This window comes from Pseudomonas sp. 3HC3, from assembly GCF_044904505.1.
GTDB classification, from domain to species: Bacteria; Pseudomonadota; Gammaproteobacteria; order Pseudomonadales; family Pseudomonadaceae; genus Aquipseudomonas; species Aquipseudomonas putida_Y.
The window spans coordinates 108,484-122,892 of the sequence record NZ_JADDRH010000009.1; the positions used below are offsets into that span (position 1 = coordinate 108,484).

Consider the following 14,409-nt stretch of genomic DNA (forward strand, 5'->3'; position numbering starts at 1 on the left):
CCATTGGACTACTCGATTAATAACGTCCTTTGGGAGCTTCCATGAACAAGTCCTTGCTGGGTGCCTCGCTTGTGGCCCTTGCGCTCGCCGCCCCTGCCGCCCACGCCTATCAGGCGGGGGACATGATCCTGCGCGCAGGCGCCATCACCACCGCCCCGAACGAGAGCAGCGGCGACCTCAAGTTCGACGGCAACAAGGTGTCGGGCACCAAGGCGACCCTGGACAGCGATACCCAGTTGGGCCTGACCTTTGCCTACATGCTCACCGACCACATCGGCCTGGAGCTGCTGGCAGCTACCCCGTTCAAGCACACCGTCGCCGTAAAAGGTCTGGGCGGCGGGCTGGACGGCAAGCTGGCGGACATCAAGCAACTGCCGCCGACGCTGTCGCTGCAGTACTACCCAATGGAGCCGAATTCGCGCTTCCAGCCGTACGCTGGCGTCGGTATCAACTACACCCTGTTCTTTGACGAAGACTTGAGCAGCGCACGCAAGCAACAAGGCTTCAGCAACCTCAAGCTGCAGGATTCGGTAGGTATCGCCGGCCAACTGGGCATGGACTACATGCTGACCGACAACCTGCTGGTAAACGCCTCGGTCTGGTACGTCGACATCGACACCAAGGCCAGCGTCAACGGCCCGACCGCCCTTGGCTACAGCAAGACCAAGGTCGACGTTGACGTCGACCCGTGGGTATATATGGTCGGCCTTGGCTACAAGTTCTGACCTGAACATTGCAGGGCGGCCTCGGCCGCCCTCGCGCGTTGCAGCCATAGCCAGTAGCACAGCGCGGCGGCACTGATGCCCATGCCAAGCCCACACACCGCAACCCAGCCCCAGTGTGCAAACACCCAGCTCGCCAGCACGGCCCCCAAACCGCTACCCAGCGAATAGCAACACATGTAGGCGCCGATCAAACGGCTAGCCATCGCACCACGCCCGGCCAGCAACAGGCTCTGGTTGGTGACATGTACTGCCTGCACGGCAAAGTCCAGCATCAGCACACCCAGCACGAAGGCCAGCATTGAATGCTCGACGAACGCTGTTGGCAGCCACGACAGCATCAGCAGGGCCAACGACACCCCGGTCGTACGCTCACCCCGCCCAAGGTCAGCCAGACGACCGGCATGCGAAGCCGCCAGCGTACCCGCGACACCTGCCAGGCCAAACAGGCCGATCTCGGTATGGCTCAGCGCCAGCGGCGCAGCACTGAGTGGCATGACCATGGCACTCCACAGCACGCTGAATGCGGCGAAGATCAACACACCGAACACGCCGCGCTGGCGCAGCAACCGGTCGTGCCGATACAAGCTGAACTGGGCCATGATCAGCGCCCGGTAACGCGGCCGGCTCCTCATCGGCTGCCCTCCGGGCAGACTGCGCCACAGCACCAGCGCCAACAACATCAACAGTCCTGCGGCGACCAGGTACACACTTCGCCAACCGGCCAGGTCAGCAAGCCCGCCCGAAGCCAGCCGTGCCAGCAGAATACCCAGCACCACGCCACTGGTGACGGTGCCTACCGCCTGCCCTTGCTGCCCAGGTGAGGCCAGGCTCGCGGCATGAGCCACCATCACCTGCACCATGACGGCCATCAACCCGGTGATAGCCAGAGCCAGCAGCAATATTGCCCAGTTCGGCGCCATGCCAACGCCGACCAGCGCAAGCGCCGAGAACAGCATCTGGCCGAGCAACAGACGTTTACGGTCGATCAAATCCCCAAGCGGCACAATCAGTAGCAGCCCCAGGGCGTAGCCCGCCTGGGTCGCGCCGACTACCCAGCCAATCTGCTGCTGCGCCACCCCCAACTCAGCAGCCATCGACTCAAGCAGCGGTTGAGCGAAGTACACCGTCGCCACAGCCATCGCACTGGTGGTGGCAAGCAACAGGGTTATCCAGCGTGTCAGCGAAGGTGTCATCGGGCCAGCCTCTGGAATCTGGTTTCAATTTGAAACCACACGCTGGCTATTTAACAAATGTGGTTTTAATCTGCAACCAGATAATCAAGACAGGCGTGCCCCATGCTCGATGAAAACAATGCGCAGTGCCCCGTGGCCCGGGCTCTGGAGGTGCTGGGTGACCGTTGGGCGCTGATGATCCTGCGCGATGCCTTTGACGGCCTACGGCGCTTCAGTGAATTTCAGAAGAACCTGGGGTTGGCGAAGAACATCCTCACCTCGCGGCTAAAGCTGTTGGTGGAAAGTGGGTTGCTGATGACACAGCCGGCGTCGGATGGCAGTGCCTACAAAGAGTACGTGCTGACCGACAAAGGGCAGTCGGTATTTCCAGTGGTGGTTGGTTTGAGGCAGTGGGGGGAGCGGTTTCTGTTCGAGGCGGGTGAAACGCGTTCGGAGCTGGTGGACGGCGTGACGGGGCAAGCGCTTCAAATATTGCAGGTCCGCAGCCAGGATGGGCGGGCCTTACATCCCGAAGATTGCCAGCGCAGAAGGGTGCGGCATGGGTGATGTCAGGGCCGCGGCGCAGCCCCGAGGGGTTCAGCCTTTACCGAGAAGCTTTGCCAGGCCTTCAACCATCGGCGTCACCTGCGCAAACTCGAACCGCGCCAACAACCGCTGGTTATCCGCTCGCGAATGGCGGATATCACCCGATCGCGCCGCCGCATAGCTGATCGCTGGCAAGCTCCCTACAACCTTCTCCAGCGCAGCCAGCAACTGGTTCAGTGAGGTCGCCTGGTTCAGCCCGATGTTCACCGCCCCCTCCTCGACCTGCGGCTGCTCCAGTGCCTGTACCATCACCTGCACCAGGTCGCCCACGTAGAGGAAGTCCCGGGTCTGCTCGCCATCACCGAACACCGTAATCGGCAAGCCCTGCACAGCACGCTCGCAGAAGATGCTGATCACCCCGGAATACGGCGAGGAAGGGTCCTGCCGCGGCCCGAAGATATTGAAGAAGCGAAACACCACCGGCTCCAGGCCATGCTGGCGGCGGTAGAAGTCCAGATACTGCTCACTGGCCAGCTTGTCCACGGCGTAAGGGGTCAACGGCGCCTTGGGTGTGTCTTCGGAAATCGACTTCCCTTCACCATTGTTGCCGTATACCGCTGCGCTGGAGGCGAACAGTACCCGGCGCAGGCCATGCACGCGCATGGCTTCGCAAACGTTGAGGGTACCGATGAAGTTACTTTGGTGAGTACGCACCGGGTCTTCGACCGAGGCCTGAACCGAGGCCACCGCGGCCAGATGCACCACAGCACGGCAGCCAGCCGCAGCCTGAGTGACCAGCCCGGCATCGGCAACATCACCTTCGATCAGTTCCAGCCGTGGGTGGTCGACCTGCAGGTTGCTTCGCCGGCCGGTGGAGAAGTCGTCGAGAATGCGTACGGCGTAGCCTTTGCCCAACAACGCATCGCACAGGTGGGAGCCAATGAAGCCGGCACCGCCGGTGATCAGGATGGGGGCGTCAGCCATGGCGGTAGAACCGGTCCAGTAGAGGTGGCAAGCCAGCGCGCCAGGCACGCGGCTTGATACCGAAGGTATGAAGGATTTTCTTGCAGGCCAGTACCGCGTGTTGTGGTTCTTCGCTGGCATCCGGGCGCGCGGCATGGGCCTGCGGCGTGGGGGCCTGAACGGCCAGCTGGCGGTATTGACCGGCCTCGGCGAGGATCGCCTGGCCCAGCGCCAGCGGCGTGGTCGCCTCATTGCCAGCGTAATGGTAGGTGCCCCACAGCGGCGCATTGCAATCGAGTTGCTTGAGCACCGACAGGATCACTCGGGCGGCATCATCGACCGGCGTCGGGTTGCCACGTCGATCATCGGCCAGCAGCAGCTCCTGTGGCTGCTCGGCACGGGTCAGGAAGCGTCCCAATGCGCCATCGATGCTCTCGTCCAGCAACCAGCCAAAGCGCAGCAGCACATGCTGCGGGCAGGCCGCACGCACGCTCTGCTCGATGCGCCATAGCGCCTGGCCACGCAGACCCAGTGGCACTGGCTCGTCCTTTTCGCTATAGGCCGTGGCCCGCGAGCCATCGAACACACGGTAGCTGGATGGCTGCACCAAGGTGATCTGATGGTGCTGGCACAGCTCTGCCAACCGCTCCACCGCCCGTTCCTGTTGGGCCAGGCGCTGATCGCTGACCGACTCGGCCTGGAACCAGTCGAAGTAATAGGCCAGGTTGACCAGCGCGTCGGGGCGATGGTCATCGAGCAGCTGAGTGAGGCTTGAGGGCGCCCAGCCGTTCTCGGGCGGGCGCGGTGCCAGGAATGCGATGTCCTCCTCGGCCCCAAGACGAATCAGCGCTTGCCCGAGGGCATTGCCACCACCCAACAGCATTAGGCGCATACGCATAGAGTCAGCAGATCCGGAGAGGTTGATGAAGTAAAGGGGTTATTTTGCGGTTTCCTGCCCGGGAAGTCCAACACCGGCCCCGTTGGATGCCGCAGGCGGGAGCGATTCCACAGTTTCACCGCTCAATACCGCCACAGACAGAAATCTCCTACGACATACGAGGAATGGGCTGACTTCCACGTATCGGCATAACTGCATTGAATAGTCGACTCCCCACTTGCCAGGCAGGGAGCCTCACAAAAAAACTACAAGGAACGTTCAATGCCTCATTCCGAAGCTGCGTACCTGGATTTTTACCCAGAGCAAAGCCAGGCCATAGCCTTTGCAAGCCAAACCCTTGCTGATTTGGGTGGACCGGAGGCTAAAGGAGTAGCACTTCAGGCTCGTATATTCGCCGATCAACTCGAAAAAGCCTTGAGTGAAGAACAGCGTGCGCTCCTCCGGCGCTTCAGTGAAGGCCATCTATCTGCCTTGATGTACAGGCAGATGCACTGTGCCAACGAGCCAATACCAGAATACCTACCCGACATTACCGCCCTGGCGCAAAGCCCTCGCTGCCAATACCTTGCCTCGCGCAATCAACTGCTGCTGGAACTCGTACGCCACCGCAGTTTCGCCTTCGATATCGACAACGATGGCAAACAGGTCCGCCTGGTCGGCAACTTCAAGGGCGGTGGCCGCGTCCTGCGACCCGACGAAGATCCCTGCCTGGAGGTTGAAACCAGCTCGCATGCGGGCTTGCGCTTAGGGCCACACACTGAAGCACCTTACAACTGCTCAACAAACGCCAGCAACGCTCACTCCCCTGCTCCCTCAGCACTGATTCTCACTGCGCGCTGGAACCCCGCCAATGAACCTACGAATGTCTTCCCACTCCGGGAAATCATCGAACGCTTGAGTAACCTGGACACACTTGCGCTGACTTCAAAGTCTTTCGACTTCACACGCAGTGACTGCTTCGCTCAGGGACAGGGCAATGCCGGCAAAGCAGTTTCAATGCTGCAGTTCGAGCCCAATGGTGGTTTCTCTGTTCGATACAACAGCTATCGCTTCAGTCTGAATGAACGTGCCTGCAACGCTGCGGCGCGCGCGTTCAACGCCTTTCAAAAAGCACTGAGCACTGCACAACCGCTGACGTTTGCCCTGCAACCTGACAGCGCATTGTTGATCAACAACAGCCGAGCCTTGCACGGCCGCGACAAGGTCAAGGACAACCGGCGCCTGCTTATCCGTCAATTCGGATACTCCCCCTTCGCCGTACCGTTGGTGCTCGCTGAAGACCCGCTGCTGGTCCGTGGTTGAGCACAGGAAAATACCCCATGATCGAAATCGACTTGACGTTTGTTCTGCTACTCGCACTGGTTGCACTGATGGCCGGCTTTTTTGATGCTATCGCCGGCGGCGGTGGCCTTATCACGCTCCCGGTGCTGTTTATTGCCGGTGTAGAACCCTTGGCAGCTATTGCCACTAACAAGTTCCAGGCAGCTTCGGCTACGGTTTCGGCTACGTGCGCCTTCGCCCGCAAAGGCATGATCGACTGGAGACGAGGCAGTCCCATGGCTGTCATGTCGTTCATCGGTGGGGCGTTGGGAGCCTTGTCGATAACTTACGTCCCCAAAAGCGTTTTGCAGGCGTGCGTCCCACCACTGCTGATCCTGATCGCCGCCTACTTTGCCTTCAGTCCAAAGCCGAATGAACAAGCGCGCAAGGCAAAGGTATCGACTAGCCTATTCTGCGTGACGGCTGCACCAATCATTGGCTTTTATGACGGCATCTTTGGCCCTGGAGTCGGCTCGTTCTTCATGCTGGCTTGCGTGGTCCTCTTGGGCCAGCACCTCATTCAAGCCGTATGCACCAGCAAGCTTTTGAACGCAGCCTGTAACCTGGGCGCATTGTCAGTCTTTTCTCTCAGCGGGGCGATCATCTGGCCGCTGGCGCTGGCAATGGCGCTCGCCGCCTTTCTGGGCGCGCAATTGGGGGCACGCTGCGCAGTTCGCTTCGGCTCGCGCCTCATAAAGCCGCTGCTGGTCAGCGTCTGCTGCATCATGGCACTCAAACTGCTGCTCGATACGGGCAACCCGCTCGGCGAATGGCTCAACCAGTTCTTCTAGAGAGCACCATGCACATTCAAAAGACTTCCCCGCAGCGCGTGAAGTGGCAGTTTGACGAGCCCGCCCCAGGCAAAGAGCTGTTCATCAATGAAGTCTTTGGAAACTACCAGCAACAGGCGCGATTGCTGGTACCTGATATCGAGCGCGCAGCTCCAGCATTCGTTTTGGGGGGCGCGCGTTCCGACTTTACCCGGCTCAACCCCCTGCTTTATCGCCTGCAAGCCGCAGGCATTGGTTCACTCACTGGCAATCTGTCAGGCCATAGCCTCGCCAGCGAACCAGGCGCAATGTCGCCGTCACTGGCTACGAACCTTGATGAAGCACAGCGTTTCCACGCGCATATCGCGCCTCGATGCCGAACGCTCATAGGCCACAGCCTTGGCGCGGCAATTACGCTCAAGCTTGCAGCACAGTTGCCACAAGTGGACAACATCGTATTAATCTGCCCAGCAGTTTATCCAGACCACGCCTACCAGGCGCCGTTCGGCCCAGCATTCACTGCTGCCATCAACAAGCCTTTCGGTTTTCTGGAGAGCGATAGCTACACCTTCCTCAACCAGTTTCGTGGAAGAGTATTGATGGTGATCGGCGAGTACGACGGGCTCAACTCCCAGAGATTCGGCAAAGGCCCTGGCACCAGCGCTGGCAACCTGTGGATTGCCGGCACTGAACGCTATAGCCCGATTCCTGAAGAAGTTACCCTCGCCTTGATGCGAGCAGTTTCAGCGTCGCGCTTGCAATGCCTGTTTCTTACCGACTGCGACCATGGCATCGCGGCACATTTGCGCAGGGCTCCAGCGATAGCGGACCAGGTTGCGGACGCAGTAGCAACGTTCATCCTCGACAATGCTTAAGGCGTTGAGCATTACTCGATCTCGAACAGACCGTTGCGCAACGGCGCCACACTCAGCCGCTTACGCACATCGTCGTCTATGCGTGGATCATCCGGCCGGTACAGTTTCACCTGTCGATACGCATTGATGCGATTGATCTCCTCGCCCAGGTATTCCCATACCACCCGGGTACAGGCCGGGTTGCGCCGGTCGCCGCTGGATACGCCGGCCTTCAAGCCATTCAGCCGGGTGATGCGGCTTTTGAAGCTGGGGATGAGGATGGTCTGGCTCATTTCGTTGAACGTCAGCGACTCGTAGTCGATGAGGAACATCCGGTCCTGCAACTGGAACGCCGCACCCAGGTAGCGACAGCGTACTTCGGCATGCTGATCGCTGGCGCTGGAGCGTTCCTGACGCTCCTGGCGCTCGAACAGAAAACGGCCGCGCTCTTCCCACAGGTGCACCAGCGACACGAGGATCGTGCCCGGTACCGACATGCAGTTGGAATACTCGAAGTAGTAGCCGCAATAGCGCGACAGGTTGCCCGCATGTTCGTGCAGCGGGCGGAACAACTCGCTGATCGGGTCACTGGGCTGCTCGGCCAGGGTCGATACCCGCGCACCGATCAGACGGGCGAACTGCTCGGCAGGCAGGTTCAGTTCGTAATCCTCGACACCGAAGAAGTCGCCGATGCGCTTCAGGTTGAAAGCCGTCGGACGGCTTTGCCCGCTCAGGTACTTGTTGAACTGCGCGCGGTTGATCGAGAGCTGGCGGCAAACTTCTGAAATAGAGCGGTAGTGGCTGCAGGCGAGTTTGAGGTTGGTAGCGAAGTGATCGCTCATATGCGGAATCCAGGTGACGCGAATGACGCCATTGTAGCATCAAGTCGCATCAAGTCAGAGCAATCCGCGAAATTGTAACCAGTCTTGTCATAGCCAACCATGCGCCCCAACGAATAGCGGTGCGCCTGCCGTCCGCTGGTCTTTCCACACGAAGAATAAGAATCGAGGTCATTTTCCAATGCTCGAAGTAATCAACGATTTCCTTTCGGGGAAACTCCTCATCGTGCTGATCGTAGGGCTGGGTAGCTACTTCACCATCCGCTCCCGGTTCGTCCAGTTCCGCCACTTCACCCATATGTTCAGCGTGTTCAAGGAATCGCTGCGTGGCCAGGCAGGCCAGCTGAGCTCCTTCCAGGCCCTGATGCTGAGCCTGGCCGGCCGCGTGGGCGCCGGTAACATCGCCGGTGTCGGTATCGCAGTCACCCTGGGTGGCCCAGGTGCGGTGTTCTGGATGTGGGTCACCGCACTGGTGGGCATGTCCAGCAGCTTCTTCGAATGCACCCTCGCCCAGGTGTATAAGCGCGCTGATGGCGATGGCCTGTACCGTGGCGGCCCGGCCTATTACATCCAGCACGGGCTGAAGCGCAAGAACATGGCCATCGTGTTCTCGGTCTTGCTGCTGGTCACCTACGGCTTCGCCTTCATCGGCCTGCAGTCGTACACCATGACCCATTCGCTGCAGAACGCCTTTGCCTTCGACCCAAGCCACAGCGGTATTGTCCTGGCCGTGCTGCTGGCCATCACCTTCATCGGCGGTATCAAGCGCATCGCGGCGGTGTCGGACCTGCTGGTACCCGTCAAGACCCTGGCCTACATCGGCGTAACCCTGTACGTGATCGGCACCCAGATCGAACACGTGCCAGCCATGCTGGAAACCATCTTCAAGAGCGCCTTCGGCCTCGACCCTGCTTTCGGCGGCCTGCTCGGCAGTGCCATCGTCATGGGTGTGAAGCGTGGCGTGTTCGCCAACGAAGCAGGCCTGGGCAGTGCGCCGAACGTCGCTGCCGTGGCTGCCGTGAAACACCCGGGCGCGCAGGGCGTGGTCCAGGCCTTCAGCGTGTTCCTCGACACCTTCCTGATCTGCACCTGCACCGCACTGCTGATCCTGCTTTCGGGCTTCTACACCCCGGGCTTCGAGGGCGACGGCATTGTCCTGACCCAGAACTCGCTGGCCGCCGTAGTCGGTGACTGGGGTCGGGTGTTCGTCAGCGTGGCGCTGTCGCTGTTCGTCTTCACCTGCATCCTCTACAACTACTACCTCGGCGAGAACAGCCTGCAGTTCCTCAGCCGTAACCGCGTAGTGTTGATGGTGTTCCGTGGCCTGGTGCTGGCACTGGTCGTGTGGGGTTCGATGCAAGACCTGTCGACCGTGTTCGCCTTCGCCGACATCACCATGACCTGCCTGGCCTTCGTCAACCTGGTGGCCCTCGCCCTGCTGTTCAAGGTCGGCCTGCGAGTCATGCGCGACTACGACGACCAGCGCAAGGCCGGTGTAAAGCAGCCTGTGTTCGACTCGTCCAAGTTTGCCGACCTGGACCTGGACCGCAATGCCTGGCCTGCCAATCCTCAGGTGGAAACAGCCACTGACAAAGCAGTCGGCCAAGTTCAGCCGCAGCGCTGATATCCTCCCCTGCCCAGCCGCCCCTTCCGCGGGCGGCTTTTCTTTCTCCGCTCACCGCTACGGATGCTTTCCATGCGCGCAGTAAAGAATCTTCTCGTTCTCTATACCGGTGGCACCATCGGCATGCTCGAAACCCCCGAAGGCCTGGCACCGGCCGGTGGTTTTGAAGCGCGGATGCGTGAACACTTTGCCCAGATGGCCAATGCACCGCGGGTGCAATGGACGCTGCAAGAGCTGGACCCGTTGCTCGACAGCGCCAACATGCAACAGCACAACTGGCTGGCGATGCGCGATGCCATCGTCGAGGCGGTGGATGTAGCGGGCCACGATGGCGTGCTGGTGCTGCACGGTACCGACAGCATGGCCTACAGCGCTGCAGCGTTGTCGTTCCTGTTGCTTGGCTTGCCCGTACCAGTGTTGCTGACCGGCTCGATGCTGCCGGCAGGTTCCCCGGACAGCGATGCCTGGGACAACCTGTGCGGCGCATTGCGCCAGTTCGAACAAGGCCTGGAAGAGGGCGTGCAGCTGTACTTCCACGGTCAGCTGCTGCATGGCTGTCGGGCGTCGAAGCTGCGCAGCGAAGCGTTCGATGCCTTTGCGGCGCTGCCGCGCCATCGTGACGCTGAGCGGGCCGATACGATCCCTGCCGAGCTGGGCTACAAGCAGCCGCGCAAGCCGGTCAATCTGGCGATCGTGCCGGTTTTCCCGGGGCTGCAGGCCGGGCATTTGCAGGCCTTGATCGACAGTGGTGTGCAGGGTTTGTTGCTGGAGTGCTACGGCAGCGGTACCGGGCCGTCGGATGACCAGGCGCTGCTGAATGTGCTGAGCGCAGCGCGCCAGCGCGGCGTGATGCTGGCAGCGATCAGCCAGTGCCCGGAAGGCTCGGTGGTGTTCGACACCTATGCAGCGGGCAACCGCTTGCGCGGGGCCGGGCTGGTCAGTGGCGGTGGCATGACCCGTGAAGCGGCACTGGGCAAGATGGTGGCACTGCTGGGCGCAGGGTTGGATGCTGACGCAGCAGACCGCTGGTTTGTCCTGGATTTGTGTGGCGAGCGGGCTTGATCAGCGCCCTTTAGGGCCTCTTCGCGGGTAAACCCGCTCCTACGACGATAGCGTTTCCTGTGTAGGAGCGGGTTCACCCGCGAAGAGGCCCTAAAGGATGAAAAAATGGCGGAAGGCAGCGGGAGTCGAACCTGCCCGGGAACGGCTGCCGTCCCCAACCGGGTTTGAAGCCCGGCCGCGCCACCGGGCGCGATTGCCTTCCTTGAACTCAGTGCCTGGCCTGCTGTTGAGCCAGGGCGCTGTCGGCGCGGATGTGACGCTGGTCGGCCACCCTCCGGGTCAGGCCGATGCGGTCGAAGTATTCCAGAATCTGCACACTGCGCTTGCGACCGATGCCCAACATATCGCGAAACGCGGAAACCTGCACTATCGTCGTTTCGCTGGCCTGCCCCAACATCAACGCTGCCATGCGCTGTAGCGTCGCCTCTGGGTAGAACAGGTCGCGCACTACCTGATGCACCAGGCCCAGCCGCGCCAACTTGCGCAGTAACAGGCGCACATCGGCTTCGGCACGATTCTCCTCACTCGCCAGCGTCCTGACCCAGGGTGGGTCAAATTGCCCTGCGATCAACTTCGGCTGTAGACGTGCCCACAATGCACTGTCGGCTTCGCTCAACTGTACCTTGTGATCGGGCAGATGCAGCCATGGCCCGCTGCTGGCGATGGCGCTGTCGTCGAGCAGTTCATCCAGCAAACTGACGAATGCCGGCCGTTCCAGAGGCAAGGCTACAAAGCGCCGCAAGCGATCACGGTCAGGGCCAAGCTGGTCGGGCTCTTGCTCGTGAAAGCGTGCCAGCTGCTCCAGGACCTGCTGCTTGAGCGCCTGCCATTGAGCGTTGGCGAACAGCAGTTGGCCCTGCCGGGTGGCCACCACCCGCACATTGTCCGGTAACTGCCAGGTTTCCCGCAGGCGGTTGAACTGCCGCTCGAGCCGCTGCGGGCTAATGCCGCCCGGTGCACTGCCGAGCAGTGCTGGCAATGCCTGCTCCAGATCCGCTGCATCGCGCAGCACCTGCAACTGCTGCAGACGGGCATCGCTGCGGCGTTGGCGGCTTGGTGCGAACGGGTCGAGCACCTTGCCGCCGCCCAATGTGCGCTGGGCGCGCTGATCGCGCAGCACCAGGCGGTCGCCGTGCACGGCCTGCAACGGCGCGTTGAGCAACAACTGGGCAAACATGCGTTGGCCGGCGGCCAGGCTTTCGCCTTCGAGCAAGGCGACCCGGGCCGTGACATCCTGGGTGCCAAGGTGCACATGCACGGCGCTGAAATGTTCGAAAGTACGCGTCTCGTCAGGTAACAGGTTCAGCTCGATATCCACCCGAACACTGGGCGCATGCAACCATTCGGGCACCAGCCAGTCGCCCCGGCGCACCTGCTCCACGGCCAGGCGTTCGGCAGCGATGTTCAGCGCCACCCGTTGGCCTGCTTCTGCCACCAACGCGGCCTGGTTCTGAGCATGCAAGCCACGCACGCGCACCACTTTGCCAGCCTTGCCCAGCAGCAACGTATCACCCGCACTGACCCGCCCTGCCAGTGCCGTGCCGGTGACCACCACACCCGCGCCGGTAACCGCAAAGGCACGGTCGACGGCCAGGCGAAAGCCACCGTGCACACTGCGTTGCCGCGTACCTGCTTCGGCCTCCAGCAGGGCCTGGCGCAACGCTTTCACGCCCTCTCCGCTGATGCTCGACAGCGGAAACTGCCGCGCACCGGCATACGGCCCAGGCGCCAGCAGTTCACTGACTTGCATCTGCACCTCGGCCAGGCGCGACGGCTCGACCCGGTCGCATTTGCTGATCGCCACCAAGGCTTGGGGAATGCCCAGCAGCTCAATGATCGCCAGGTGCTCACGGGTCTGCGGCATGACCCCGTCGTCGGCAGCCACTACCAACAGCACCAGGTCGATACCATGGGCGCCGGCCAGCATGTTGTGGATAAAACGCTCGTGGCCCGGCACATCGATGAATCCGGTCAGCGGCGCGCCTTCGCTCAGCGCCGCATAGCGGTAACCAAGGTCGATGGTCATGCCACGGGAACGCTCCTCCTGCCGCTGGTCGCCGGCTTGGCCGGTTAGCGCCTGTAGCAGTGCGGTCTTGCCGTGGTCGATGTGGCCTGCGGTTCCAACGATCACTGCACTGGCCCCAGTTGCAGGGCTGGCAACTGGGCCAACCACTGGGCTTCGTCATCCAGTTGGCGCAGGTCCAGCCACAGGGCATCGTCGTCAATCCGGCCCAGCACCGGCACCGGCAGGTCGCGCAGGGTTCGCTCCAGCACATGCAGGCTGCGCCCGCGCAGCTTCTTCGACACTTGCGGGCGCAGGCACAGCGCGGCACTGGGCAAGCGCGCAACCGGCTGGCTGCCGCTGCCGATCATGCCCAACGCAGGCTCTACGCTGATTGCCCATTGCTCACCGAGGCGCGCCTTGAGTTCAGGCGCCAGGCGCTCGGCCTGGGCCTGAATCTCGGCCTGGCTGCGGGTCAGCAGGCGCAGGCTGGGCAGGCGCTCGGCCAGGCGATCGGGGTTGCGGTACAGCGCCAGCACCGCTTCGAGTGCAGCAAGGGTGATCTTGTCGACGCGCAGCGCACGCTTGAGCGGATTTTTCTTGATCCTGGTGATCAAGTCCTTATGGCCGACGATGATCCCGGCCTGCGGACCACCCAGCAGTTTGTCGCCACTGAAGGTGACGATATCGGCACCATCGGCCAGGGCCTGGCGTACCGTGGGTTCGGCGGGCAGGCCCCAGCGGGTAAGGTCGAGCAGGCTACCGCTGCCCAGGTCTTCAAGCAGTGGCAGTTGATGTTGGTGGGCGATACGTGCCAGCTCGGCAGTAGGCACCTGGGTGGTGAAGCCCTGGATGCTGTAATTGCTGCAATGCACCCGCATCAGCAGGCCAGTGCGCGGGCCGATGGCGGCCTCGTAGTCGCGGGCGTGAGTACGGTTGGTGGTGCCGACCTCATGCAGCTTGACGCCGGCACGGGCCATGATGTCGGGAATCCGGAAGGCGCCACCGATCTCGATTAGCTCGCCGCGAGAGATGATGCCTTCCTTGCGCGCGCCCAAGCTGTTGAGCGCTAGCAGCACGGCGGCGGCATTGTTGTTGACCACGGTGACGGCTTCGGCGCCGGTCAGCTCGCGGATCAAGCCTTCGATCAGGTCATCACGGTCGCCACGTTTGCCGGTGGCCAGGTCGAATTCCAGGTTGAGCGGGTAACGAGCCGCAGTCTGCATGGCCTCGATGGCTTCTTCCGGTAGCAAGGCGCGACCCAGGTTGGTGTGCAGCACGGTCCCGGTGAGATTGAACACGCGGCGAACCTGGCTGCGTTGCTGGAGGGCGAGGCGTTCGCCGCTGCGGCCAAGGAGGATTTCCGGGGCCAGCTCGGCGCTGCCGAGTTCGCCATTACGGGCGGGCTCGCGCAGGTCGTCGAGCAACTGGCGCAGGGTGGTCAGGACGGCTTCGCGACCGTGGCGGTCGATCAGCGGGAGGCAAGCCGGGTGGCGCAGGAGGGTATCGATGGACGGCAGGCGTGGGGTGTCGCTGGCTAGGCTGTTGGACATGCGGTACTACCTTGGACTGATCCGTTGTCTGTACTGGCCCATTCGCGGGTGAACCCGCTCCTACAAGTACAGCGTCATCCT

At 61.9% G+C, this 14,409-nt stretch carries 13 protein-coding genes and 1 tRNA gene; 7 read left to right on the forward strand and 7 right to left on the reverse strand.

The annotated features are described in order from the left end of the window. Nucleotides 1-41 precede the first annotated feature (41 nt). The gene (locus INQ47_RS14765; RefSeq protein WP_021783920.1) at nucleotides 42-725 is read left to right on the forward strand and encodes an OmpW family protein; all 684 of its coding nucleotides are present in this window, start codon (nucleotides 42-44) and stop codon (nucleotides 723-725) included. On the opposite strand, the gene INQ47_RS14770 is transcribed toward INQ47_RS14765, so the two are convergent. Next, entirely contained in the window at nucleotides 713-1,918 is a 1,206-nt protein-coding gene (locus tag INQ47_RS14770) for an MFS transporter (RefSeq protein ID WP_404701997.1), read from the reverse strand. The genes INQ47_RS14765 and INQ47_RS14770 overlap by 13 nt on opposite strands. A gap of 102 nt (nucleotides 1,919-2,020) precedes the next feature. Between INQ47_RS14770 and INQ47_RS14775 the strand changes: the two genes are divergently transcribed. Continuing rightward, nucleotides 2,021-2,464, forward strand: coding sequence for a helix-turn-helix domain-containing protein (locus INQ47_RS14775; RefSeq protein WP_103443409.1), 444 nt, complete (start codon nucleotides 2,021-2,023; stop codon nucleotides 2,462-2,464). Between the two features lie 30 nt (nucleotides 2,465-2,494). Here the strand turns inward: INQ47_RS14775 and INQ47_RS14780 are convergent, their stop codons facing one another. Both INQ47_RS14780 and INQ47_RS14785 read right to left on the reverse strand, forming a co-directional pair. Beyond that, a complete protein-coding gene (locus tag INQ47_RS14780) occupies nucleotides 2,495-3,427 on the reverse strand; it encodes an NAD-dependent epimerase/dehydratase family protein (protein WP_252460342.1) in 933 nt (310 codons plus the stop codon). After that, nucleotides 3,420-4,304: a sugar nucleotide-binding protein gene (locus INQ47_RS14785; protein ID WP_404701998.1), complete on the reverse strand. Its 885-nt coding sequence runs from the start codon at nucleotides 4,302-4,304 to the stop codon at nucleotides 3,420-3,422. The genes INQ47_RS14780 and INQ47_RS14785 overlap by 8 nt, the downstream gene beginning before the upstream one ends. Nucleotides 4,305-4,565: 261 nt before the next feature. On the opposite strand from INQ47_RS14785, the gene INQ47_RS14790 reads away from it, so the two are divergent. Genes INQ47_RS14790 through INQ47_RS14800 form a run of 3 tightly spaced genes read left to right on the forward strand, consistent with a single transcriptional unit; the run spans nucleotide 4,566 to nucleotide 7,269 of the window. Further along, nucleotides 4,566-5,606: a hypothetical protein gene (locus INQ47_RS14790; RefSeq protein WP_404701999.1), complete on the forward strand. Its 1,041-nt coding sequence runs from the start codon at nucleotides 4,566-4,568 to the stop codon at nucleotides 5,604-5,606. Between the two features lie 17 nt (nucleotides 5,607-5,623). Then, nucleotides 5,624-6,415, forward strand: coding sequence for a TSUP family transporter (locus INQ47_RS14795; RefSeq protein WP_021783912.1), 792 nt, complete (start codon nucleotides 5,624-5,626; stop codon nucleotides 6,413-6,415). Between the two features lie 8 nt (nucleotides 6,416-6,423). Beyond that, nucleotides 6,424-7,269, forward strand: coding sequence for an alpha/beta fold hydrolase (locus INQ47_RS14800; protein ID WP_339443329.1), 846 nt, complete (start codon nucleotides 6,424-6,426; stop codon nucleotides 7,267-7,269). An 11-nt stretch (nucleotides 7,270-7,280) separates the two neighbouring features. On the opposite strand, the gene INQ47_RS14805 is transcribed toward INQ47_RS14800, so the two are convergent. Then, nucleotides 7,281-8,090 (reverse strand): helix-turn-helix domain-containing protein, encoded by an 810-nt coding sequence (locus INQ47_RS14805; RefSeq protein WP_404702000.1) that lies wholly within the window; start codon nucleotides 8,088-8,090, stop codon nucleotides 7,281-7,283. Between the two features lie 178 nt (nucleotides 8,091-8,268). On the opposite strand from INQ47_RS14805, the gene INQ47_RS14810 reads away from it, so the two are divergent. Both INQ47_RS14810 and INQ47_RS14815 read left to right on the forward strand, forming a co-directional pair. After that, entirely contained in the window at nucleotides 8,269-9,711 is a 1,443-nt protein-coding gene (locus tag INQ47_RS14810) for an alanine/glycine:cation symporter family protein (RefSeq protein WP_404702001.1), read from the forward strand. 63 nt (nucleotides 9,712-9,774) lie between these two features. Next, nucleotides 9,775-10,773, forward strand: coding sequence for an asparaginase (locus INQ47_RS14815; protein WP_404702002.1), 999 nt, complete (start codon nucleotides 9,775-9,777; stop codon nucleotides 10,771-10,773). 106 nt (nucleotides 10,774-10,879) lie between these two features. Here INQ47_RS14815 and INQ47_RS14820 read toward each other — a convergent pair. From INQ47_RS14820 to selA, 3 genes are all read right to left on the reverse strand, one after another. Next, a tRNA-Sec gene (locus tag INQ47_RS14820) sits at nucleotides 10,880-10,975 on the reverse strand. Between the two features lie 6 nt (nucleotides 10,976-10,981). After that, complete coding sequence (gene selB, locus INQ47_RS14825; protein WP_404702003.1) at nucleotides 10,982-12,904, reverse strand: selenocysteine-specific translation elongation factor; 1,923 nt, start codon at nucleotides 12,902-12,904, stop codon at nucleotides 10,982-10,984. Continuing rightward, on the reverse strand, nucleotides 12,901-14,328 hold the full coding sequence (gene selA, locus INQ47_RS14830; RefSeq protein WP_252460338.1) for an L-seryl-tRNA(Sec) selenium transferase: 1,428 nt from the start codon (nucleotides 14,326-14,328) through the stop codon (nucleotides 12,901-12,903). Before selA ends, selB begins: the two co-directional genes overlap by 4 nt. Between the last annotated feature and the right edge of the window lie 81 nt (nucleotides 14,329-14,409).

Coding starts and splice junctions, on each gene's coding strand:
- INQ47_RS14765 (WP_021783920.1), top strand. CDS start 42: ATGAACAAGTCCTTGCTGGGTGCCTCGCTTGTGGCCCTTGCGCTCGCC.
- INQ47_RS14770 (WP_404701997.1), bottom strand. CDS start 1,918: ATGACACCTTCGCTGACACGCTGGATAACCCTGTTGCTTGCCACCACC.
- INQ47_RS14775 (WP_103443409.1), top strand. CDS start 2,021: ATGCTCGATGAAAACAATGCGCAGTGCCCCGTGGCCCGGGCTCTGGAG.
- INQ47_RS14780 (WP_252460342.1), bottom strand. CDS start 3,427: ATGGCTGACGCCCCCATCCTGATCACCGGCGGTGCCGGCTTCATTGGC.
- INQ47_RS14785 (WP_404701998.1), bottom strand. CDS start 4,304: ATGCGTATGCGCCTAATGCTGTTGGGTGGTGGCAATGCCCTCGGGCAA.
- INQ47_RS14790 (WP_404701999.1), top strand. CDS start 4,566: ATGCCTCATTCCGAAGCTGCGTACCTGGATTTTTACCCAGAGCAAAGC.
- INQ47_RS14795 (WP_021783912.1), top strand. CDS start 5,624: ATGATCGAAATCGACTTGACGTTTGTTCTGCTACTCGCACTGGTTGCA.
- INQ47_RS14800 (WP_339443329.1), top strand. CDS start 6,424: ATGCACATTCAAAAGACTTCCCCGCAGCGCGTGAAGTGGCAGTTTGAC.
- INQ47_RS14805 (WP_404702000.1), bottom strand. CDS start 8,090: ATGAGCGATCACTTCGCTACCAACCTCAAACTCGCCTGCAGCCACTAC.
- INQ47_RS14810 (WP_404702001.1), top strand. CDS start 8,269: ATGCTCGAAGTAATCAACGATTTCCTTTCGGGGAAACTCCTCATCGTG.
- INQ47_RS14815 (WP_404702002.1), top strand. CDS start 9,775: ATGCTTTCCATGCGCGCAGTAAAGAATCTTCTCGTTCTCTATACCGGT.
- selA (WP_252460338.1), bottom strand. CDS start 14,328: ATGTCCAACAGCCTAGCCAGCGACACCCCACGCCTGCCGTCCATCGAT.